The sequence below is a fragment of the Helicobacter cappadocius genome, assembly GCF_030688855.1.
Lineage (GTDB): Bacteria > Campylobacterota > Campylobacteria > Campylobacterales > Helicobacteraceae > Helicobacter_J > Helicobacter_J cappadocius.
Genome location: NZ_JAUYZK010000003.1, coordinates 86,238 through 106,610, shown reverse-complemented (window position 1 = coordinate 106,610; position 20,373 = coordinate 86,238). Strand labels below are relative to the sequence as shown.

Here is a 20,373-nt window from a genome sequence, read left to right as displayed (position 1 = left end):
TCATCTTTCTAGCACAATGCTTGAGGATTGAATCTTGATGATTTTTTCCACAAGATTTAAAATAGGTGAGAAGCTATTTTTTTGCTCCATACATGTTGTGGCTCGATAGAGTGGAAGGTATCTTTTATGTGAGGCTTGAACACTAAGATTTGCATTTTCTTCAAAATTATTTGCCAATGTGCAATTAAAATCTCCAAAATCATAAGTGAGTATTTTTTGAATTTTCGGAGAGTTTAGAGTGTTGGGAGAGAAATACATTGCTTCAAGCTTGAGAGATACGCTAGAATCTTTTGGGAGAAAATCTTTGCTCATGTTTTGGAGGATTTTATAAATACTAAGGGCATGTTCAGGAGTTAGTTCTTGAGTATCTTGAAATAAACTTTTTTCTCTAATAATTGAAGCCATAGCGTAACTCAATCTATCCATCTTGCCTTGATTAATGAGCGCCTTTCCAATATCTGCAATAAGAACGATTAAAATGATAAGTAGTCCAAATATTATAGAGGCCTCAATGCTTACAGATCCTTTATCGTGATAAATAAAATTAGCTTTTATTGTTTTCATTTTCATTCTTTTGATTATTTTTGTTTTCATCATTATCTAGCTGGTAGTCATTTTTCTCGCTGTAATAAATTGCTTTACTTACTGTTTCTTCGGGAATTTCAAAAATCCTGAGTATTTTAAAGATAGGGTTTATTTTATAAGTAAGGGTATAGATAATGAGTTTATTCTCTATATTATTGCCCGTACAATTATTTTTTTCTAACTCCGCAATAGAGCGACAGAATTTTAAAGATGGCTTGAGTGAATTTTTTACATCAGTAAATAGCAATAGATTGTTTTTATATTTATTAATATATTCTTGAAATGTTTTTTCATATCCTTCATAGGGACTAGAGGCAGCAGTATATTGTGCAGAACTTGTGGTAATATAATCAATGATACTTATCTGATAAATCAAGATCATTGTCTCTACTATACTCATTATAAGCAAGAAAAAAGGCAGAAATAAAATTGCAAATTCAAGCGTAGCAAGCCCTTTTTTAGAGCGAATAAAATCTTGAAGATCACAATACTTTTTCATAGGGGATTTGCCTTTATTCTTTGTAAATTTCGAACAAAGTTTCTAGGAGATTTGGAAATATTTTCTTTTTGAATGATTTCTAATGCGATGTCTAATCGATTGGCTTTAACGAGTGCAAATATAAGGTTGTTGAGTATTTTGGTATCTTTGTATCCCCTTTTATATAATGGCATTAGATAATTGATTGCTTCAGTGTATTTTTGTTCCAAAATCGCCAACATACCGAGATTTGTATTTACAATAGAATCATTTAAAAACAACTCTTTAGCTCGCAAAAAGTTCTGTTTTGCAGGGCCAAATTTTTTTAATGAGGCATAAACAATTCCTTTAAGGTTGTATGCCTGTGCTATATTTTTATCCAAAACAGTGAGTTCCTCTAACATTTGTAGTGCTTCTTTGTATTTGCGAGTTGTTTCTAGAGCTTTGGAATATAAAAGTAAGGCTTCTGGGCTATTTTTTGATTGTATGAGCGGCTGAAGATAATAAAATACTGAACTATAATCCTGTGCTTCATAATAATATTGTGCGAGTTTTAGACGATTTTGCGGAGTGTCTTTTTTTTCCAATTTTTCCCTATATATCCTGATGAGGTCTTTGTAATTTTTTGCTACTAGGAGAATTCTTTCTTGATAGACTTCATCTCCAAAAAAATCTGGTTTTTTAGAAGAACAAGATAAAAATATAATTCCGATAACTATTACTATAAATAAATTTTTCATTAAAATCCTTTCAAAACTTTCATCACGCCAGGTGCAGCAATAATAATAATCACTGGGAACATAAAGAATAAAATCAATGGAATACTCATTTTTGCAGATAGTTTGCCAATAGCCTCTTCAGTTTTCAATAGTTCAAGCTCTCTAATTTCCATTGAGAGATTCATTAGGGTTTCATAAATACCACTTCCATATCTAAGGCTTTGTTTTAATGTAGCGCACATCATGCTTATTTCAGTGCTTGGAAGCTCTTTTTGAAGATCATCTATTGCAACTTCTAAACCACTTATTTCACTTTTCAGTACAATGCGAGATAAAAAAGGTGCAAAACCTTTATTGATCTGCCCCACACTACCTTCTAAAAATTTAATAGCACCTTCTATATTCATTCCTGATTGCACACAGATGGCTAATAAATCTACAAACATCGGAATATCGCGGCTAATTTTTTGTATTCTTGAGTCAATAATGATTTTTTGCAAATAGCTTGGAGCTAGAAAACTAGTTAGTATCGCGATTATTCCTATCATTCCAAGAAGTGCTTGGGAAATATGGAGAGAAAAAATAATATTGCATACATAAGTTAATAAAAATACCATAAATGCAGATAGGATTTTGAATGTGATATTTTCGTCATATAAGCGAATATTTTTTAATAGCGTATCGCTCTTTTCAAGTATTTCTTGCGATCTGTGTTTTTGATAATTTTTTGTAAAAAAATCATTTTTTTGAGTTTTCCCAAATAAGATGTGGATTTTTTTTATTTTGGAATTTTCATATAAACCATAAAAAAGTCCAAAAAAGCCAAATATTAAAGAAAATAAATAAAATATACTCATTATATCTTCCTCATCAAAAATAAAATAATCCCCATTCCAATAGCCTCACTTGTAAGAAAATAATATAAAATATACCGACCTGATGGATCATTCATAATATACTCAAAGTTATCAGGACTAATGAATTTCATCAAAATTAGAAATGCAAAAGGAATTGCGGCGGTGATTTTTGAACTCATTCGCACTTCAGATGTAATGGCATTTTTTTTCTTTTCCATCGATTTTGCTTTGGTGGTGCTAGAAGAGAGACGAGAGAGAACTTCTTTGATTTTTGCACCGCTTTTGATACTCACTAAAAGCGAGGTGAGAAAGAAATAGTAATTTCCAAAAGGAAGTCTTTTGTAAGAATTAGCAAAAATTTTGCTCGGATCGTCTCCTACATTGAGGCTTTTAACAATGGTTTTAAATTCATCTGCTAATACTCCATTTATCGAATTTGCACAATCCTCTAAGGCTAGAGTAATGTTGTTTCCTGATTGAACTGCTCCTTGTATAATAACCAATGCTTCGGGAAAATTTTTTTCAAAATCATTCTTGATGGTTTTGATATGTAGAATATTTGCAATATACCCTCCTAAGAATATTCCAAATAGAATCACTAAAAAAATATTGAATTGTAAAAATAGATGATTTGATAATATACATAACAACAAACAAATACACACGATTGTAAATCCTTTTATTATAAGACCATTTTCTCGTGTATAAACATTTCTGAAATACCAAATATTTTTTTGCCAAATTAGCTTTGTAATGGAAGTTTTTTGTTTTTGACTTTTTAGATTCGGATAGGAGAGATCGATTATGCCCATAAAGCTCTGTATATTTTTCATTCTTTGTATTGATATAATGACAGAGACAATAGTTGCAATTGCATAAAGAATACACAAAAGAAAGAAAATTTTCATCCAACATCTCCTGGCTCTAAACTTTTTACGATTTTTTCAAGTTCTGGATAAATATCAAACATCATTGAGTTTTTTTCTAAAATAGAGTTTTGGGGTAGATGGTTAAAAATATAATGTCCTTGAATCCTGCCATTTTTATCACGTTTTTTATCAACTTGGAAATCAAAAATATCATAGAGTTTGATCTGACCGTTTTCAATTCCCATTAATTCTGATATTTTGATAACTTTTCGACTCCCATCATTGAGCCTTGCTATTTGAACAATAATATTCACCGCAGAAGCAATATTATGTCTGATTGCCTCTATGGGTAGATTAAATCCAGCCATCATTACTAGGTTTTCAAGTCTAGACATCGCATCAAAAGGACTATTGGCGTGTAATGTCGTCATAGAACCATCATGTCCTGTATTCATAGCTTGAAGCATTTCAAATGCTTCTCCACCTCGACATTCTCCTACTATAATTCTATCAGGACGCATTCTTAAGGCATTGATAACAAGCATCCTCATTGTTACTTGACCACTATTTTCAACTCCCGCCATTCTTGTTTCTAAACGGACTATATGTGGTTGTTGTAGTTTTAGTTCAGCAGCGTCTTCAAGAGTGATTATTCTTTCATCATCAGAAATGTGATGAGAGAGTGCATTAAGCAAGGTCGTCTTCCCTGAACCTGTTCCTCCTGATACTACGATATTGCACCTAGATTTTGAGGCAATCATTAAAATCCCAGCTATTTGGGCGTTCATAGAACCATATTTACAAAGTTCTTCTAGTGTTTTTGAGCTTTTGTTAAATTTTCGAATTGAAATGGAAGTTCCATCTAGTGCGATTGGATTGATCACAACATTTAGGCGACTTCCATCAGGCATTCTAGCATCAACAAGTGGTTGTGCATCATCAATACGTCTGCCCATCTTTGCAACTAATCTTTTTGCAATATCTGTTAGCTGATCGTTGTCTATAAAAGTACGATTTGTTTTTTCTAATTTTCCATTTTTTTCAATATAAATATTAGAAGGACCATTGACTAAAATATCACTGACCTCTTCATCTTCCATTAAGATGCGCAATGGTCCCAATCCCATAATTTCATCAGCAATAATTTCACCCATCATTTGTAATTCATATTTGGATAAATATTTTTGATTTTCAGTAGCCACTTTTTGAATCACTCTAAGGATTTCTTTGAGAAATATTTCATGATTGTCAATGAGCTGTTCAATTTTTTCTATATCAATTTCTGAAAGTACTTTCTCTCGTATAAAACGGATTGAAATATTTTGTTTTTCCCTAATTAGAGTATTTAGAACCATTTTCTAGCCTTTTTGGCAGAGATGCCCATAAGTTTATCTACTAATGATTCTAGTTCTTTGAGTGTTTTTCCTTTTGCATCTGTTGCCATAGAGGTTTTGTCGATATTTTGATAAGGAATAATACTGTGTATTCTTGATTCGATAAGATCTTGCATATCGGAGACTTGGAGAGTATTTTTTAAATTCGTATGGTTTTGGTTGAAGCAAATATAGATTTTTTTGCTTCCTTGATGAACACTGAGTAAAAATTCATTAATCCTTAAAACTTCCTTTGCTTTTCTTAGTGAGTCAATATCATTAGTGATGGTGAGTATAGAAATGTCAGATTCATTTAAAATTGTTTCTATAAACTCTTTTTGTAATCCCTGTATAGAATGATCATAGAGAATAAAATTGAATTTAAAATGTTTTTGATTGTGATAATTGTATCCATCTTCTTTGGATTCTTTATATAGACAGACTTCATTTTCATTAAAATGTTCTTTTTCAAAAACTTTACCTGATAATAGATCAAGATTAAAAGAACTTTCTGGACCTTGCACATTTAAAACCAAAGATTTGAATCTTTTATAAATAATCAAAGCCATTTGATAGCTCAAAAATGAATTCCCACACCCACCTTTCGTCCCCAAAACACTGATTTTTATGGATTTTTTATTTTGGATATTTTCAGAGAAGTTAAATATTTTTTCATATATTTGATCAAGTTGAGTTTCCCAATCTAAATAAAAAATCCCTCGAGAAAGGAATTCTTGATGGATTTTTATGGAGTCATTTTGACCTAAAATGATACAAGGAATAGCTTTTGAAAAAAATCTTTCTATTAGATTGCAATATTTATCAATATCTTCAATAATTCCAGCATACAAGATTAAGGCTTGAATATTGCATTTGATTTCAGAAGAAGTTATTTCTAGAGGATTTTTATATACTTTTTTAGAATTGCTAATTCCTTTTAAACACAGATATTCGTAAATCGTGTCTGCATTATTTGGATTTTCAGAGATTATCAATATAAAATCGTGAGTGTTTTTCTGAATGCTTTGTTTTAGAAATGAATTTAGCATATTTTCTCCTTACTTTATAAAACCTATATTTTGGAAAAATATCTTTATCTCTTCCTTGTCGTTTTGTATCTTATGATAAGGGAAGTTGAAAAAAGATTCTGCAATACTTCTAGGCTCGTAAGTGTTAATAGAAATATCTTTAGAGACAGGGTGAGCTAAAGTTACTGTAGCTATTATAATGAGTTCGGTTTTTGAACGTGTGATGCTTGTTTTGCGAAATAATGCCCCTATTAGCGGTATATCTCCTAGAAATGGAACAGATCTGACATTTTCATTATCGCGTTCATCTAACAGACCACCTATGATAAAGCTTTCTCCATTGGCAACTTGAAAAACACTCTCTGCACGTCTTTTTTTAAGATTGGCTGCACTTGCCCCATTTTTTTCGATAATACTTTGAATATTGCTCACTTCTTGAGAGATACGAACAGTGATTTTTTCATTGCTTTCAACTTTTGGTTGTATGGTTAGAGATATTCCATAGTCTTTTGCAGTTCCTGGAGAACTTACAGGCTGACCTCCATAGGTTACTGAATTGGTAATAGGCGTGTATTGTCCTGTGACACTAAATTGCGCATTTTCACCGCTAAGAACAGATAGGTTTGGTTCAGCTAGAATTTTTGCCATTTGCTCATCTTTGAAGGCATCGACGATTGCGATCATGTTGAATTGAGATAATCCTAATACGCCATTTGTAATGAGTGGAAGTGCGTAAGTTCCAGCATTAAAATCTAGTCCAAGTTTAGCAACAAGATTTTTTTCAATATCTGCTACGATAAGTTTTACATTGACTTGATTGGGTAGTTTTATTTTTAGTTTGTCTATTAAAAAGGGAGTCTCATAACGAGCTAGAAAATCCAAAGAATTGTCTTCTTTATCCCCTTCTGATGATGTTCTTTGGCTAGTTCTATCTGCAGAAATAGCATCTTTTTCTTTTTTTTCTAATTCAAGTCCGAGTGCGAGAGCAGCCATATTGTAAGCACTATCACGACTTCCTTCATCTGTAACTACGCCGGTGATAACATAGCCTTGTTCTCCAGGTATTCCTAACTTAGTGATTTTTATTGAAGAATCAGGGAGTTTGCTTTCAATTAGCTTTGAAATCTTGTCCAGATCTTTTGCATAAGGATCTACAGAGATCTGAAGAGAAACTAAAAGCTCTTTGCCAAATATCTTGACATCTGCAAATCCATTATCATTGGCATAAATTACAACTTTTTTGTTATTAATGATTTTGTAATCAACAATTTTTGGATCAGAAGTAAAAACTGTGCTAATATCCTTTGTTGTGCTAAAAACTTTAGATTTTCCTTTTTGCATAATAATTTCTTCAGCGTTTGCAAAACATAAAACAAGCATCCATAAGATAATATTAGTAAGAATCGTTTTTGCCATCAGCTCCTCCTCTTAGTTCTTTTATAAAATCTTTTGTCAAAATATTTTCTGTGGCAATATTATTTTGTTGTTTTTTGTTGGTAGGAAAGATGATAAAAATACCCAAATCTTCAATTGCATAAATTTTTTTTATCTCTTCTTCAGAGAGCTCCACATGAAGTTGTGCAATAGGTTTTGAAGGAAGTGTTTGCTCTTCTTGTGCAGGTATTTTTTCTAAAAATAAAACTTTTTTGTTTGAAAATAATAATATTAAATTAGTGCTACTAGCATTTCCATCGCCCAAATACTGTTGATTTTGATTTCTTTTTGGAAGAACAGGAATAGTTTTTTTATTTTTAGTTTCGTATTTGAAATAAACATCTACAAGCTGACCTGGTTTTAGTTTTGACAAAATAGAGTATTCGCGTTTTGTCAAATCAAATCCAAAAGAGAATAGTCCATCTCTAGCATCAATTTTTAGTTCATTATATCTTTGGGTGCCAGGTCGAGTAATATCAGATTCAAGAATAAATTCTCCCTTTTTGATATTTTTTAAAGCGATTGAATTTGTAATAAAATCTTTAGTTTTATTTACTAATATATTTCCCCAATCTTTATTTTCTTCATCTTCCTTGTATTCTGTGGCAATATCGCTGAAATTTATAATTTCACCAGAATGCAAATCTCTTGTAGTAACTAAAAAAGAGTAGGTTATTTTTTTAGGTGTAGGAGATGTTTGCGGAACTTTATTTGATGTATCTTCTTGTGATGTTAATAATCCCAATATAGAAACTAATAAAATTATAATAGATATGATAATTATTATTTTTTTATTCATTTAAAAACCCCCTAGAATGTTTAATTTATCAGAGGTAGGAATAAGAGTAAAAAACTACTCATAATCGCTACTCCATAAGGAACGCTTTTTTCTATTTTTTTAAATTTTGCACAGATATAGATAAATATTGCTATCATCGCCCCTATGATTGAGATTAAGAACAAAAATAGGCTTATTGCATCATAAGGCATAATAAAAATCAGAGTACTTATAAGTTTTACATCTCCAGCACCTAAAATCCCAAATCTCCAGACAAAAACCCCGACAAAAAATACAATAAAAGCTGTCCAAAGATTAAAATCAAAATCGTATATAAAAAATGAAAAAGTTATCAATAAACCAATAAAGATAATTTGAATGTTGCTAATAACTCTGAAAAAAATATCTGTGTAAAAAATCCATATAGAAACTAAAATCCATAAAACAATTAGAAACATTTATTCTATTTATTTGTTGCCTTGAGATTTGCTGATACTTAATCCATCTTGAATAGAACGAAAGGATTCTTTTATTTTTGATATGAGACCATCCTCACCCCCACTCCCAAGAACAATAAAAAGCATGGAAGAAATAGCTACTGCAATTAGTGCATATTCAATTGCTGTCACCCCTTTTTGAGATTGCATAAATATTTTTCCCCTCAAAATAGCCACTAATTGTATATGGTGAAAAATACGCACGAGTTTTTTGAACATATATTTCCTTTTTATTAAAATTTTTATGGGCGGAATACTAATATAATGATTCTTAAAAAATGATAAAGATTATTATTATAATTTCTAAAAATATAAAAGAAGAAGTATATAGGGGGGGTTAAATACATACTTTTGGATTTTTATCTGAATATGTTGCAAAAAAATTATTTTTAGATGATGTTTGGCTTTTTGAAGAATTTGATAACCCTCTAAAAGAGGGTAGAGGGGGATTATTTTTTCATATCGATAACATAACGGAATTTTGCCTTGCCGGTAGTGAGGTTTTCATAAGCTTTGTCGATTTCATCAGCCTTTATGAGCTCTATTTCAGGATAGATTTGATGTTTGATAGAAAAATCAAGCATTTCTTGAGTTTCTTTGATTCCGCCAATAAGCGATCCATAGACCTTTTTCCCAGCGTTATAGACAAGTTCAGTTGCACTTACCTCGGGTGTAACATCAACAGGTGGTAGTCCAACAATTGCAAATTCTCCTCCGTATTTCAGGAGCTTCAAATATGGTTTAATGTCGTATTGTGTGGGTATAGTAGAAATAATGAGATCAAATTTTTCTTCTACATTTTCTAAAGCTACATAGAGATTTTTTGCCCCCATCTTAAGTGCTTCTTCTTTTTTATTTTCATTTCTTGCAAATACACTCACTTTTGCACCCATTTTTATAGCATATTTAACTGCCATACTTCCAAGCCCTCCAAAACCAGCTACCCCAACAACAGAACCTTCTTTGATATTGGAAAATTTGAGTGGAGAATAAGTTGTAATTCCTGCACACAAAAGTGGAGCAACTTTTTCTATTTGTGCATTTTCTGGGACTTTTATGGCAAATTTTTCAGATAAAACAATATTATTTGAATATCCTCCATAGGTTGGCTCATTGTTATGAAAACAGTCTAGATTATTGTATGTGAAGACACATTGACCTCGTTCGCAAAATTGTTCCTGACTTCTTTTACATGCCTCGCATTCTCCGCATGAATTTACCATGCAGCCAACCCCAGCATAATCGCCCACTTTGAATTTACTGACTTTATTTCCCACTGCAATTACACGTCCAGCTATTTCATGACCTGGCACCATTGGATATATTCCTTCGTGCCATTCACTTCTAGCGCTATGAATATCGCTATGGCAGATACCAGCATAGAGAATATCAATAACAATATCATTTTCGCCCATTGGATGACGAGTAAAGTTAAAAGATTGAAATTTTCCATCTTTGGAATGCACCGCATATCCCTTTGCGGGGATTCTCTCACCTGCATTGAATTGTTTTTCCATTTTCTTAATCTCCTTTATTTTATAATTTGATTATATTCTTCATCAGTAACTTTTTCTAACCAATCTACATTTTTTCCATTTTCATCCTGACCTGTGAGTGCAATATGGGACATAGAGCAATCTTTGCTTGCTCCGTGCCAATGCTTCACGCCCGGTGGACAAATGATAGTATCTCCTTTTTGGAAAATTTGGATAGGTTTGCCCCATTCTTGCGTGTAGCCTATTCCTTCAGTAACAATGAGACGTTGACCTTTTGGATGGGTGTGCCAAGCCGTTCTAGCTCCTTTTTCAAAACTCACTAATGCTCCAGAGATACACATAGAAGCAGTGGCTTCAAAAAGCATATTTACTTGCACGTTTCCACTAAAACATTTATCATCTCCTTTGAAAGATTTTGATTCTTCTTTTTTGCGTATTTCTTGATGATTTTCTTCCATATGTACTCCTTTACTGATTGTAAAACTTGATAATTTGGCTGAAACATCAACTATGAGATTTTTTGATCCTATTTGATAGTGTATGTTACTAATAAATCTTCAAATATTTTGATGTTTGTGAGGTTTTATTGTAGTCTTTAAAAGTAAGGCAGAAGGAAATAAAAATGTTATAATCATCTTAAGATATTTTTTAGAATCCAGAGGAAAAAATGGAAGTGTTAGATGAGCCTATGGATATTACTTTTACCTTCAAACATAAGAATGCAGGGGGAGAGAACCTATAAGACTCAAGCATTTGTTATCTTGCTGCTAGGTAACCTATGAATTATATCGGTGCTAAGTTTAAATTGCGCGAGTTTTTGTATTCCAATATAAATGATACTCTGCAAAAAGATAGCTACAAGCCATTAAATGGATGTATTTTTTGTGATCTATTTGCAGGAACAGGTATTGTTGGGAGATTTTTTAAAAACAAGGTCAAGGAAGTCATCGCCAATGATAGAGAATACTATAGCTTTGTCTTAAATCAAAATTATATTGCCAACAATGAGCCTATTTTTAAAGCCAAAGATTTATTTGAAGAACTTAACTCTGATGAACTCACCCCTCTTATTGAGGGAAAAATATATCAGAATTATTGTTTAGGCGAAGAAAGATTTAATCCAAGTAATTTTCAAAAGCCTGACTCTAACTCTCATAAGAGACAGTATTTTAGTGATTATAATGGTGCAAAGATTGATGCTATTGTTTCTAAAATAAAGAAGTGGAAGCAGGAAGATAAAATCAACACAAACACCTATTATTATCTTCTTGCTTCATTGCTAGAGAGTGCAGATAAAGTAGCTAATACTGCTTCAGTTTATGGGGCTTATCTGAAATATCTCAAAAAATCAGCTTCAAAGAATATTATTCTATCTCCTGCTACATTTGAAATTACCCCTAATATTCATAAGGTTTATCAAAAAGATTCAAATGAGTTGATAAAAGAGATAAAAGGAGATATTTTATATCTTGATCCCCCTTATAATGCTAGGGAATATGGAGCAAACTATCATTTACTCAACACTATTGCTTTGTATGACGATTTTATTCCTAGAGGAAAGACAGGGCTTAGAGATTATCAAACTAGCTCTTTTTGTAAGAAAAATCAAGTAGCTAGTGCATTAGAAGATATTATCAAGAATGCTGAATTTAATTATATATTTTTGAGTTATAACGATGAGGGGTTGTTATCTTTAGAAGAAATCAAATCTATTTTTTCAAAATATGGAAGATACAATGCGATTTCACAACCTTACCAAAGATTCAAGGCTGATTCTTCACGAATACATAAGCAAAATAGCACGATTGAATATTTGCATGTATTGAGCAAATAAGGTTGAATATTATGAGTTATTTAAAAATCAAAGAATATTAATGAAGGTTGAAAAAAATGCGTAGAAAATCAGATAAAGAACTAGAAGCTATATTTAAAATGATAGAAGAATATCATAAAGAATATCTTGCTGATAAGAAGATTGTATTGCCAAAATTAAAAAATAAAGATGGATCATATACAAAGGATGCTTTGATTCTTATTGCTTTAGCAGAAGGTTATCCAAATACAAAACCTATGTCAAAAACGGATTTAACAAATATCATCAGGGAGTTTTATCCAGATGTTAATGATATGCAACAAGCAAGACATCTAGGAGCACAAAAAGGTTGGTATATTGTAAGTGGAACTCGTGGAGAGATAATAAAAATACCAAAGGGGTTTTATTATCTTCAGAGCCTGGAAATTCCTCATCCTTCCTTTGTGGAGCATCGCAAAACAGGAATTATTTCAGATGATTTTGAAGTAAAAAAAAGAATATGCTTATCGATGTGCTACCTGTGGTTCGAAAGAAAATGAGCCACATTTGGTGAGAAAAAACACAATAGTTCAACTTCAGCAAGGACATATGAATCCAAAAAAAGATTTGATAGTGGGAAACATTATTCTACAATGTCAAATGTGTAATAGACCCGATAGAAATAGATGGGTTTATGATAAAACAGGCAGGGTGATAGCTGTGGCAGATACAGAAGATGGGATTAGAATCATATTGGAGTTTATTAAAAAGGCTTCAAAAGCCACAAAAAAAGCGATATTTGATAAACTATCACATATGATTAGCGAGAAATAGTTTTATTGAGCCTTTTTAGGGATATATCATAATATTTCTTTTCTATTTCAAATCCGATGAAACCTCTTTCATTCTCCAATGCAGCAACTCCGTGTGAACCACTTCCAGAAAATGGATCTAAAACAATTTGCCCTTTTTGGGTAAAAAGCCTGATTAAATGAGAAATCAAAGCGACGGGTTTGATGGTCATATGTTCTATTTTTTCATTCGTTTCTTTGTGTCTAGATTTTTTTGATACTTCCATAATATTTCCGGGAAATTTTCCATCTAAAGTTTCCTTTGTATTTAAAAGTCCTACTTTATATTTTTGCCAGTTTTCTACAAAAGTTCCAAATTTAGGCTTTTGTGCAAGTGCCATAGGCTCTATTTGTGGCTTTAATTGAGGTGTCTTTAGTCCTTCTAGTTCTGCGATCAGATTTTGTTTTTCATCTTCTGATAGCTTTTTATCTTTTTTTATGAAGTGGTTTTGTGAAAATGCTTTTGCTTGACCCTCGTATTTCCAACCAAGTAAATCTCGTATTTCAAAACCTGCTAAATCTAAAGCCATTGTACTTCTGTGATATAGCCTTCTTTGTGAAAAAACAACACAGAATGCTCCAGGCTTAAGCACCCTATAAAATTCTATACATAGGGGTTCTAGGAAATTTTGTAATTTTTTCCCTTGCTCTCTATCAAACTTCATGCCAACAGGCAAACCACCGATTACACCTGCTTTAGCTCTTTTTTTGCTGAGGTTTTTATCATTCCAATCATCTCCCATTCCATCTATTAAAATAAGGAGGATCAGTTACGATAAAATCTATTGAATTATCAGGAATATTTTTAAGTCCTTCTCTGCAATCTTTGTTAAATAGCTGGTATGTCTGAATTTGATCTTGTGTGATTGTTTGAGTCATTTTAGATAGCCTTTTATTTGTGCATCTCTGAAATTATATCACAATGCTTTTTGAGAAATATGGGATTATTTTTCTTCATATATTCTTCATAGCTTGTGATATAAAAATAAGATTTTTAGTGATATGATTGTATCTATGAGATCAAAACTTAGAATAAGAATTAAAGATCAAGGTAGAAAATATGGCGGATATAAAATCTCATTGTATCAGCGATGAAGAGTTTGAAAAAATTAAAAAAGAACACAAGTATAGATGTGCTATTTGCGGATCGGTACAAGGGCAACCTCATTTTTTGAGAACAAATATCATTATCGAGCTCCATCAAGGTTGCAAAGATCCGAAAAAAGATATGACAGCAGATAACATAATCCCACAATGTCAAATATGCCACAGATGGTCAAATTAGTAATCATATAGACATTAAAATCAATTTTTTATCTTTATTTATTTTTGTTATAAGATTGTTTGATAAGTGAGAGGAGATAATCTGTATCTTCGATGTTTTCGTAGATGAATTCGCAATCTCCAGATGCCCATTTTCCGACATTAGATACATCTCTAATTTTATTTTGCCAATCATTTATTTCCAAATATTTCAAATTAATATAAATTTTTATTTTATTTTGTAGAATTACAAATTCTACAATATTTTTTTTGAGCACAAAGGCTATAGATTGTTTTTTTGGATTTACGGAGATTTGGTTATCTAGTTTTAAAATCTCAGCTTTAATGATTTTGTATATTTTAATGACATTTTCCGAAGATCTTTTTAAATGCTCATCTTCTGTATATTGCTCAGGATTTTTTTGCAATATGGGAAAATTTGAGTTTTTAGTTGTAATGTCAATTGCATTTGATGCTTGTTGAGTGCTATTTTGTGAATGGTTTTTATCTTTAGAACCAATAAGCTCTTCAAAGGCTCTTTTAAAATAACCTCGAAACTCTTCTGTGAGAGCTGGAGTTATTCTAGATCTTCCTGAGATTTCCTTCACAAATAGTGAGATTAACTCATTGCTAGGATTTTTTATTTCTTCGTTCAAGATTTCTAAAACCTTGTTGTAATATTTGAGTTTTTTTCCTAATCCTTGAATCTCATTTGGATCTATTTTGTTATAGATGAAATTTTGGAGTATTTCTATGTCTTTGTCGCTAAAACTTCTTAAATCAAAAGTAAAAAATGATTCTTCATCTAATGTGTTATCTGCATTCAAATCAGAAAAAAATCTATATTCCACGCCATTTGTAAGGAGTGCTAGATGACAGCCATCTCTGACTTTGGTATTAAAATAACTATCAAGTTGCTCAGTGGAATGACATAGTTTATTTTTGTGATATTTGGTTTCTATAAGCATTATAGGTCGACCTTCTTTATAGGCAATATAATCGACCTTTTTTCCTTTTTTGTTTCGGAAATCTGCAATATCTTCAGAGACTAAAACACCGGGCTCCTCGACATCATAGCCTAGTATTTTAAGAAATGGATTGATGAGTTTAAGTTTGGTCTCTTCTTCGCTTCTTATAAGTTCTCGGATTTCTTCTTTTAAAATTCTATTTTTTCTAAATCTTTTAATTTCATTTATAAATTCATCATTTTCCATAAGTAACTTTCTTTTTAGTTTTATTTTTTTGTTTTTAATCTTATTGAGAGTATGGTTTGGGAAAAATCCATTCCAATATATAGAATTATATGCCCCCCCCCCCTTAAGATATTCTTAATTATTTGCTTTTAGAAGTTTGAAGATTATAGAAAATAGACTTTAATGAGAGCGATTTTGAAGTATTGAAGTGTAGAGACTACCTAAAAGGCAATCTCTATAAGAAGATGGGAAAAGTAGAGGGAGTTACATCATTCCGCCCATACCGCCCATTCCGCCCATACCACTCATATCTGGCATAGCAGCAGGTTTGTCTTCTTTGATTTCGTTGATAGTTGCTTCAGTAGTAAGGAGCAGACTAGATACAGATACTGCATTTTGAAGAGCTACTCTAGCCACTTTGAGTGGGTCAATGATCCCTTCTTTGAACATATCCACATAAGTTCCATTACTTGCATTGAAACCAAAAGATTCTTTATTTCTTTCAACTTCATTAACTACCACACCCGCGTCATAACCAGCATTCATTGCGATTTGTGCAAGAGGTGCTTTAATAGCTCGTTTGATGATTTCATAACCGATGAGTTCATCTCCACTGAGTTTGAGATTCACTTTTTGAGTTGCTCTAATGAGGGCAGCTCCACCACCGATGACAATACCTTCTTCAACAGCTGCTTTTGTGGCTGAAAGTGCATCATCTACTCTGTCTTTTTTCTCTTTCATTTCTACTTCTGAAGCAGCACCAACCTTAATAACAGCAACTCCACCACTTAATTTAGCAAGTCTTTCTTGAAGTTTTTCTTTGTCATAATCACTTGTGGTAGCTTGTATTTGAGTTTTGATTTGAGCGATTCTATCTTTTACTTCGCTAGATTTACCCTTGCCATCTACGATAGTTGTATTATCTTTGTCAATGACAATTCGAGCTGCTTGTCCAAGATCACTAATTTCTGCGCTCTCAAGTGTTTTGCCTAGTTCTTCGGAAATAACTTGACCGCCTGTGAGAGTAGCAATATCTTTAAGCATTTCTTTTCTTCTATCTCCAAATCCAGGAGCTTTTACTGCTGCGATATTGAGAACTCCTCGAAGTTTGTTTACTACTAAGGTTGTGAGTGCTTCACCTTCTATATCTTCAGCGATAATTAGTAGAGGTTTTCCACCTTTCATAGTCGCTTCAAGTAGAGGTAAAATATCTTTCATGCTAGAGATTTTTTTATCTGTCAAAAGAACATAAGCATTTTCTAATTGAGTAGTCATTTTGTCTGCATTGGTTACAAAATAAGGTGATAGATAACCTCTGTCAAATTGCATTCCCTCAACAACTGTTAGTTCATCATTAATACCTTTAGCTTCTTCTACGGTTATAACACCATCTTTTCCTACTTTTTCCATAGCTTCAGCAATGAGTTTGCCTATCTTATCATCAGAGTTTGCAGAAATAGTAGCTACTTGGGCGATTTCATCTTTCCCACCTACTTTTTTACTTGCTTTTTTGAGTTCTGCGATGATAGCCTCACTTGCTTTATCCATACCTCTTTTTACTTCAATTGGGTTAGCACCTGCAGTGATATTTCTGAGACCTTCTTTGAAAATACTATGTGCTAACACTGTTGCAGTCGTGGTCCCATCTCCTGCGGCATCTGCTGTTTTACTCGCAACTTCTTTTACAAGTTGAGCACCCATATTAGCAATAGGATCGGCTAGTTCGACTTCTTTTGCTACGCTAACACCATCTTTTGTAATGGCAGGAGCTCCGTAACTTTTTTGTATCAATACATTTCGACCTCTAGGTCCCATTGTTACTTTTACGGCATCATTTAGTTGTTTGACGCCCTCATAAAGTTTATTTCTTGCTGAATCTGAAAATTTTATTTCTTTACTTGCCATTTTTTACTCCTTATGTAATTATTTACTTAAAACACCTAGAACATCTTCTAGTTCTAAAACAATATATTCTTTATTATCAAGCTTGATCTCTGTGCCTTTGTATTTACCAAAAACGATGGTGTCGCCTTCTTTTATACATTTGCATTCTTCAGAAATTTTTTTGCTGATTGCTTTTACATTACCCATTAGTGGTTTTTCCTTTGCATTATCAGGAATAATGATTCCAGAGCTTGTTTTGCTCTCTTCTTCTAGTCTTTCAACCAAAATTCTTTCACCTAGTGGCTTGAACTTCATTGTATCTCCTTGCAAGTTATTTATAAAATTGGCACTTAAAAAATTTAAGTGCCACAATTATAATATATTTTGATAAACAAGTCAATATATTTATAATAAATATATCAAAATATATTAGTCATATAGACTAAATATTAGTATATGTATTATACATAACTTTTCGAAAAAATAGCACTAAAACTATTATTGTTAAGGGTTGAAATAATAATTTTTGATAGAATTATGATATAAAGATTTAGAAAGGGGATGAATGATTACTCAGACTTCCATAGAAGCTCTCAAGGCAACCATAGATATTGTGGATATCGTAGGTAGCTATGTAGATCTTAGGAAATCAGGTAGTAATTTTACTGCTTGTTGCCCATTTCATGATGAAAAAACTCCAAGTTTTATGGTAAATGGTTCAAAAGGTCTTTATCACTGTTATGGATGTGGAGTTGGAGGGGATGCAATAAAATTTGTGATGGAATATGAAAAGCTGAATTTTGTTGAAGCTGTTGAAAAAATAGCGGATTTGTGTAATTTTACCCTTGAATACGAAAAAAATAGCATCCCCAAAAAAGATGATTTTAAGTCCCTTGAAAAAGTCGCTAAATTTTATCAAAAGCGTTTGATGGAGCTTACTGAATATAGAGATTATCTTTATAAAAGAGGAGTAAGTACATCTTCTATAGAAAAATTTGGGCTTGGATTTTGTGGCCCTAGCTTTGAGACTTTGAGGTTTGTTGAACAAGAGGGTATGGATAAAAAAAAATTGATTGAATTAGGCGTACTTGGCGAAGATAGTGCACGTACATATGTGAGATTTGCTGAGAGAATTATGTTTCCTATTCATTCTCCTGCTGGAAAAATTGTGGGATTTGGAGGTAGAACAACTAAAGACAATCTACCAAAATATCTCAATTCACCCCAAACTTCGCAGTTTAATAAGTCTAAGCTTTTATATGGTTACCACATCGCCAAAGAATATATTTATAAATATGAACAGGTGATTGTTACAGAAGGATATTTGGATGTGATTATGCTACATCAGGCTGGATTTAATACCGCAGTGGCTACACTTGGAACAGCACTCACGCAAGATCATTTGCCAATTTTGAATAAAGGGAACCCTAAGGTTATTTTGAGCTATGATGGAGATGCTGCAGGAATAAAATCTGCTTTTCGGGCATCTGCTATGTTGGCAAAAGATAGTAGAGCTGGGGGTGTGGTTATCTTTGAAGGAGGACTAGATCCTGCTGATATGGTATTTCAAAAAAAGACAGATGAGTTAGAAAGGTTGTTTTCTTCACCTATACCTTTTGTGGAATTCGTTTTTAAGCAAATTTCTCTGAAATATGATCTTTCTGATCCTTTGGCAAAAGAAAAGGCTCTCAAAGAATCATCGGATTTTTTACACACACTTTCTCCGCTTCTACAAGAGGAATACAGGGATTTTGTTGCTAGAATACTGAAAATTCCTTTGAATCTTATTGTTCCTAGTTATAAGGGTAGTTCAAAGATTTATCCAAAAGCGACAACACCCCTTAGAAATAAGACGAATTCATATGATGGGTTAGAAAGTCTTATTATAAAATATATTTTAGAGGATAAGTCTTTGCTTGATATGGCGATTGAATACATTGATGAGCGAGTTTTTCAATACAAGAGAAAAGAATTTTGTGCTTTATGTAGAGGGGATTTTGAAGATGAGGGATTGATTGGAATAGAGATCAATGAAGAATTGCTTTTGCATAAAGGGGGATTTAAAGATGAGTTAGTGATGCTGATTTTGAAATACAATCAAAACCAACTTGAAAAAATCATAGCTGATTCTGATTTGAATTTTCAAGAAAAAAGCTTCAGAATTAGACAGATAAAAAACAATATTATCAGATTACGAAAAGGAGAATTGATAGGAATATGAAAAAAGCATTAGCATTATTTAGCGGTGGGCTCGATAGCATGATCAGTATGAAGTTGCTCAAAGATCAAGGGATTGAAGTTATAGCACTTCATTTTAATATTGGTTTTGGAGCAAACCGTGACAAGCTTGAATATCTCAAAAATGCAACCGCTCAAGTCGGTGTTGAGCTAAAGGTTTGTGATATTAGAGAGCAGTTTTTTAACGAAATACTTTTTACTCCAAAATATGGCTATGGAAAATTTTTTAACCCTTGCATTGATTGTCACGCCAATATGTTTACTCACGCGTTTTATAAATTACTTGAACTCAATGCTGATTTTGTTATCAGCGGAGAAGTGATTGGTCAAAGACCTAAGAGTCAAAGAAGGGAAGCTCTTGATCAAGTCAAAAAAATCATAAGAGAGATAGGTAAAAATAGTGCATTTGATACTGTTGTGAGTCGCGATGGGAGTGATACTTCAAAACCTTCTTTTCTTGATGAGCTTATTTTAAGACCAATGAGTGCGAAGCTTTTGGAACCTACTTTTCCTGAAAAGGCAGGTTGGGTGGATAGAGAGAGATTGTTAGATGTTAGTGGCAGAGGGCGCAACACGCAGTTATCTATGGTGGAGCAATTCGGTTGGAAATATTACGAAAAGCCTGGCGGAGGATGTCTTCTTACTGACACGAGTGTGAGTTTAAAACTCAAAGATCTTAGCTCTCATCGGAAAATGGTGATAGAAGATAGCACTATGGTAAAAATTGGTCGTTATATGGTTTTGGAAAATGGTGCTAGATGTGTGATTGCTAGGAATGATGAAGAAAATCATAAACTAGATAATCCTCATCCACTGATGGACAAAATAGAGCTTCTTGATTGTGTGGGACCCATTGGGCTAGTTGAAAAATCTGCAAGCCAAGAAGATAGAATTTTAGCAGGAAGAATTACTCTTAGTTATGGAAAGAGTGAAATTTCTCAAAGCTATCGGGTTAAGATTGGAGAGGAGGAAAAGGAACTTTTCCCTTATGATAAAGAAGAGATCAGAAAATTTTTGTTTTTAAAATAGTCTTAGAAA

General features: G+C 32.5%; 23 protein-coding genes and 1 pseudogene. 6 read left to right on the top strand and 18 right to left on the bottom strand.

The annotated features are described in order from the left end of the window. The 13 genes from tadF to Q5I06_RS02965 form a co-directional block, all read right to left on the bottom strand. Positions 1-564, bottom strand: a complete 564-nt coding sequence (gene tadF / locus Q5I06_RS03025; RefSeq protein WP_305516960.1) for a tight adherence pilus pseudopilin TadF — start codon at positions 562-564, stop codon at positions 1-3. Next, on the bottom strand, positions 545-1,084 hold the full coding sequence (locus Q5I06_RS03020; protein ID WP_305516961.1) for a TadE/TadG family type IV pilus assembly protein: 540 nt from the start codon (positions 1,082-1,084) through the stop codon (positions 545-547). Before Q5I06_RS03020 ends, tadF begins: the two co-directional genes overlap by 20 nt. Continuing rightward, positions 1,081-1,803 (bottom strand): tetratricopeptide repeat protein, encoded by a 723-nt coding sequence (locus Q5I06_RS03015; RefSeq protein WP_305516962.1) that lies wholly within the window; start codon positions 1,801-1,803, stop codon positions 1,081-1,083. The genes Q5I06_RS03020 and Q5I06_RS03015 overlap by 4 nt, the downstream gene beginning before the upstream one ends. Beyond that, the gene (locus Q5I06_RS03010) at positions 1,803-2,639 is read right to left on the bottom strand and encodes a type II secretion system F family protein (protein WP_305516963.1); all 837 of its coding nucleotides are present in this window, start codon (positions 2,637-2,639) and stop codon (positions 1,803-1,805) included. The genes Q5I06_RS03015 and Q5I06_RS03010 overlap by 1 nt, the downstream gene beginning before the upstream one ends. Next, complete coding sequence (locus Q5I06_RS03005; protein WP_305516964.1) at positions 2,639-3,547, bottom strand: type II secretion system F family protein; 909 nt, start codon at positions 3,545-3,547, stop codon at positions 2,639-2,641. Before Q5I06_RS03005 ends, Q5I06_RS03010 begins: the two co-directional genes overlap by 1 nt. Beyond that, positions 3,544-4,863: a TadA family conjugal transfer-associated ATPase gene (locus Q5I06_RS03000; protein WP_305516965.1), complete on the bottom strand. Its 1,320-nt coding sequence runs from the start codon at positions 4,861-4,863 to the stop codon at positions 3,544-3,546. Before Q5I06_RS03000 ends, Q5I06_RS03005 begins: the two co-directional genes overlap by 4 nt. Beyond that, positions 4,854-5,930 carry a hypothetical protein gene (locus Q5I06_RS02995; protein WP_305516966.1) on the bottom strand — a complete coding sequence of 359 codons (1,077 nt, stop codon included), beginning with the start codon at positions 5,928-5,930 and terminating at the stop codon, positions 4,854-4,856. The genes Q5I06_RS03000 and Q5I06_RS02995 overlap by 10 nt, the downstream gene beginning before the upstream one ends. 9 nt (positions 5,931-5,939) lie before the next feature. Further along, a complete protein-coding gene (locus tag Q5I06_RS02990; RefSeq protein WP_305516967.1) occupies positions 5,940-7,325 on the bottom strand; it encodes a type II and III secretion system protein family protein in 1,386 nt (461 codons plus the stop codon). Continuing rightward, the gene (locus Q5I06_RS02985) at positions 7,303-8,142 is read right to left on the bottom strand and encodes a CpaB family protein (RefSeq protein ID WP_305516968.1); all 840 of its coding nucleotides are present in this window, start codon (positions 8,140-8,142) and stop codon (positions 7,303-7,305) included. Before Q5I06_RS02985 ends, Q5I06_RS02990 begins: the two co-directional genes overlap by 23 nt. A 20-nt stretch (positions 8,143-8,162) precedes the next feature. Continuing rightward, positions 8,163-8,579, bottom strand: coding sequence for a prepilin peptidase (locus Q5I06_RS02980; RefSeq protein ID WP_305516969.1), 417 nt, complete (start codon positions 8,577-8,579; stop codon positions 8,163-8,165). 9 nt (positions 8,580-8,588) lie between these two features. Then, on the bottom strand, positions 8,589-8,837 hold the full coding sequence (locus Q5I06_RS02975) for a Flp family type IVb pilin (RefSeq protein WP_305516970.1): 249 nt from the start codon (positions 8,835-8,837) through the stop codon (positions 8,589-8,591). A 230-nt stretch (positions 8,838-9,067) separates the two neighbouring features. Next, positions 9,068-10,135, bottom strand: coding sequence for an NAD(P)-dependent alcohol dehydrogenase (locus Q5I06_RS02970; protein ID WP_305516971.1), 1,068 nt, complete (start codon positions 10,133-10,135; stop codon positions 9,068-9,070). Between the two features lie 14 nt (positions 10,136-10,149). Then, positions 10,150-10,572 carry a (R)-mandelonitrile lyase gene (locus tag Q5I06_RS02965; protein WP_305516972.1) on the bottom strand — a complete coding sequence of 141 codons (423 nt, stop codon included), beginning with the start codon at positions 10,570-10,572 and terminating at the stop codon, positions 10,150-10,152. A 320-nt stretch (positions 10,573-10,892) separates the two neighbouring features. On the opposite strand from Q5I06_RS02965, the gene Q5I06_RS02960 reads away from it, so the two are divergent. Genes Q5I06_RS02960 through Q5I06_RS02950 form a run of 3 tightly spaced genes read left to right on the top strand, consistent with a single transcriptional unit; the run spans position 10,893 to position 12,740 of the window. Beyond that, positions 10,893-11,948 carry a DNA adenine methylase gene (locus tag Q5I06_RS02960; protein WP_305516973.1) on the top strand — a complete coding sequence of 352 codons (1,056 nt, stop codon included), beginning with the start codon at positions 10,893-10,895 and terminating at the stop codon, positions 11,946-11,948. Positions 11,949-12,004: 56 nt separating this feature from the next. Further along, a complete protein-coding gene (locus Q5I06_RS02955) occupies positions 12,005-12,466 on the top strand; it encodes a hypothetical protein (RefSeq protein WP_305516974.1) in 462 nt (153 codons plus the stop codon). Positions 12,467-12,476: 10 nt separating this feature from the next. After that, on the top strand, positions 12,477-12,740 hold the full coding sequence (locus Q5I06_RS02950; protein ID WP_305516975.1) for a hypothetical protein: 264 nt from the start codon (positions 12,477-12,479) through the stop codon (positions 12,738-12,740). Here Q5I06_RS02950 and Q5I06_RS02945 read toward each other — a convergent pair. After that, the gene (locus tag Q5I06_RS02945; protein WP_305516976.1) at positions 12,727-13,500 is read right to left on the bottom strand and encodes a DNA-methyltransferase; all 774 of its coding nucleotides are present in this window, start codon (positions 13,498-13,500) and stop codon (positions 12,727-12,729) included. The two genes, Q5I06_RS02950 and Q5I06_RS02945, sit on opposite strands and share 14 nt — an antisense overlap. After that, positions 13,490-13,636, bottom strand: coding sequence for a hypothetical protein (locus Q5I06_RS02940; RefSeq protein WP_305516977.1), 147 nt, complete (start codon positions 13,634-13,636; stop codon positions 13,490-13,492). Before Q5I06_RS02940 ends, Q5I06_RS02945 begins: the two co-directional genes overlap by 11 nt. Positions 13,637-13,817: 181 nt before the next feature. On the opposite strand from Q5I06_RS02940, the gene Q5I06_RS02935 reads away from it, so the two are divergent. Beyond that, positions 13,818-14,042, top strand: a complete 225-nt coding sequence (locus tag Q5I06_RS02935; RefSeq protein WP_305516978.1) for a hypothetical protein — start codon at positions 13,818-13,820, stop codon at positions 14,040-14,042. Between the two features lie 34 nt (positions 14,043-14,076). Here Q5I06_RS02935 and Q5I06_RS02930 read toward each other — a convergent pair whose 3' ends face one another. From Q5I06_RS02930 to groES, 3 genes and pseudogenes are all read right to left on the bottom strand, one after another. Beyond that, entirely contained in the window at positions 14,077-15,234 is a 1,158-nt protein-coding gene (locus tag Q5I06_RS02930) for a DUF5655 domain-containing protein (RefSeq protein ID WP_305516980.1), read from the bottom strand. A 243-nt stretch (positions 15,235-15,477) separates the two neighbouring features. Further along, positions 15,478-17,118 (bottom strand): chaperonin GroEL, encoded by a 1,641-nt coding sequence (gene groL / locus Q5I06_RS02925; RefSeq protein ID WP_305516981.1) that lies wholly within the window; start codon positions 17,116-17,118, stop codon positions 15,478-15,480. A gap of 24 nt (positions 17,119-17,142) precedes the next feature. After that, positions 17,143-17,412: pseudogene (groES, locus tag Q5I06_RS02920) on the bottom strand (co-chaperone GroES); the annotation flags it as partial. 250 nt (positions 17,413-17,662) lie between these two features. Here groES and dnaG point away from each other — a divergent pair. Next, complete coding sequence (dnaG, locus tag Q5I06_RS02915) at positions 17,663-19,318, top strand: DNA primase (protein ID WP_305516982.1); 1,656 nt, start codon at positions 17,663-17,665, stop codon at positions 19,316-19,318. Then, positions 19,315-20,364 (top strand): argininosuccinate synthase domain-containing protein, encoded by a 1,050-nt coding sequence (locus tag Q5I06_RS02910; protein WP_305516983.1) that lies wholly within the window; start codon positions 19,315-19,317, stop codon positions 20,362-20,364. Before dnaG ends, Q5I06_RS02910 begins: the two co-directional genes overlap by 4 nt. Positions 20,365-20,373 lie beyond the last annotated feature (9 nt).

Bases quoted from the DNA above. Each gene is read 5' to 3' on its own strand.
- tadF (WP_305516960.1), bottom strand. From the start codon at position 564: ATGAAAACAATAAAAGCTAATTTTATTTATCACGATAAAGGATCTGTA.
- Q5I06_RS03020 (WP_305516961.1), bottom strand. From the start codon at position 1,084: ATGAAAAAGTATTGTGATCTTCAAGATTTTATTCGCTCTAAAAAAGGG.
- Q5I06_RS03015 (WP_305516962.1), bottom strand. From the start codon at position 1,803: ATGAAAAATTTATTTATAGTAATAGTTATCGGAATTATATTTTTATCT.
- Q5I06_RS03010 (WP_305516963.1), bottom strand. From the start codon at position 2,639: ATGAGTATATTTTATTTATTTTCTTTAATATTTGGCTTTTTTGGACTT.
- Q5I06_RS03005 (WP_305516964.1), bottom strand. From the start codon at position 3,547: ATGAAAATTTTCTTTCTTTTGTGTATTCTTTATGCAATTGCAACTATT.
- Q5I06_RS03000 (WP_305516965.1), bottom strand. From the start codon at position 4,863: ATGGTTCTAAATACTCTAATTAGGGAAAAACAAAATATTTCAATCCGT.
- Q5I06_RS02995 (WP_305516966.1), bottom strand. From the start codon at position 5,930: ATGCTAAATTCATTTCTAAAACAAAGCATTCAGAAAAACACTCACGAT.
- Q5I06_RS02990 (WP_305516967.1), bottom strand. From the start codon at position 7,325: ATGGCAAAAACGATTCTTACTAATATTATCTTATGGATGCTTGTTTTA.
- Q5I06_RS02985 (WP_305516968.1), bottom strand. From the start codon at position 8,142: ATGAATAAAAAAATAATAATTATCATATCTATTATAATTTTATTAGTT.
- Q5I06_RS02980 (WP_305516969.1), bottom strand. From the start codon at position 8,579: ATGTTTCTAATTGTTTTATGGATTTTAGTTTCTATATGGATTTTTTAC.
- Q5I06_RS02975 (WP_305516970.1), bottom strand. From the start codon at position 8,837: ATGTTCAAAAAACTCGTGCGTATTTTTCACCATATACAATTAGTGGCT.
- Q5I06_RS02970 (WP_305516971.1), bottom strand. From the start codon at position 10,135: ATGGAAAAACAATTCAATGCAGGTGAGAGAATCCCCGCAAAGGGATAT.
- Q5I06_RS02965 (WP_305516972.1), bottom strand. From the start codon at position 10,572: ATGGAAGAAAATCATCAAGAAATACGCAAAAAAGAAGAATCAAAATCT.
- Q5I06_RS02960 (WP_305516973.1), top strand. From the start codon at position 10,893: ATGAATTATATCGGTGCTAAGTTTAAATTGCGCGAGTTTTTGTATTCC.
- Q5I06_RS02955 (WP_305516974.1), top strand. From the start codon at position 12,005: ATGCGTAGAAAATCAGATAAAGAACTAGAAGCTATATTTAAAATGATA.
- Q5I06_RS02945 (WP_305516976.1), bottom strand. From the start codon at position 13,500: ATGGGAGATGATTGGAATGATAAAAACCTCAGCAAAAAAAGAGCTAAA.
- Q5I06_RS02940 (WP_305516977.1), bottom strand. From the start codon at position 13,636: ATGACTCAAACAATCACACAAGATCAAATTCAGACATACCAGCTATTT.
- Q5I06_RS02935 (WP_305516978.1), top strand. From the start codon at position 13,818: ATGGCGGATATAAAATCTCATTGTATCAGCGATGAAGAGTTTGAAAAA.
- Q5I06_RS02930 (WP_305516980.1), bottom strand. From the start codon at position 15,234: ATGGAAAATGATGAATTTATAAATGAAATTAAAAGATTTAGAAAAAAT.
- groL (WP_305516981.1), bottom strand. From the start codon at position 17,118: ATGGCAAGTAAAGAAATAAAATTTTCAGATTCAGCAAGAAATAAACTT.
- dnaG (WP_305516982.1), top strand. From the start codon at position 17,663: ATGATTACTCAGACTTCCATAGAAGCTCTCAAGGCAACCATAGATATT.
- Q5I06_RS02910 (WP_305516983.1), top strand. From the start codon at position 19,315: ATGAAAAAAGCATTAGCATTATTTAGCGGTGGGCTCGATAGCATGATC.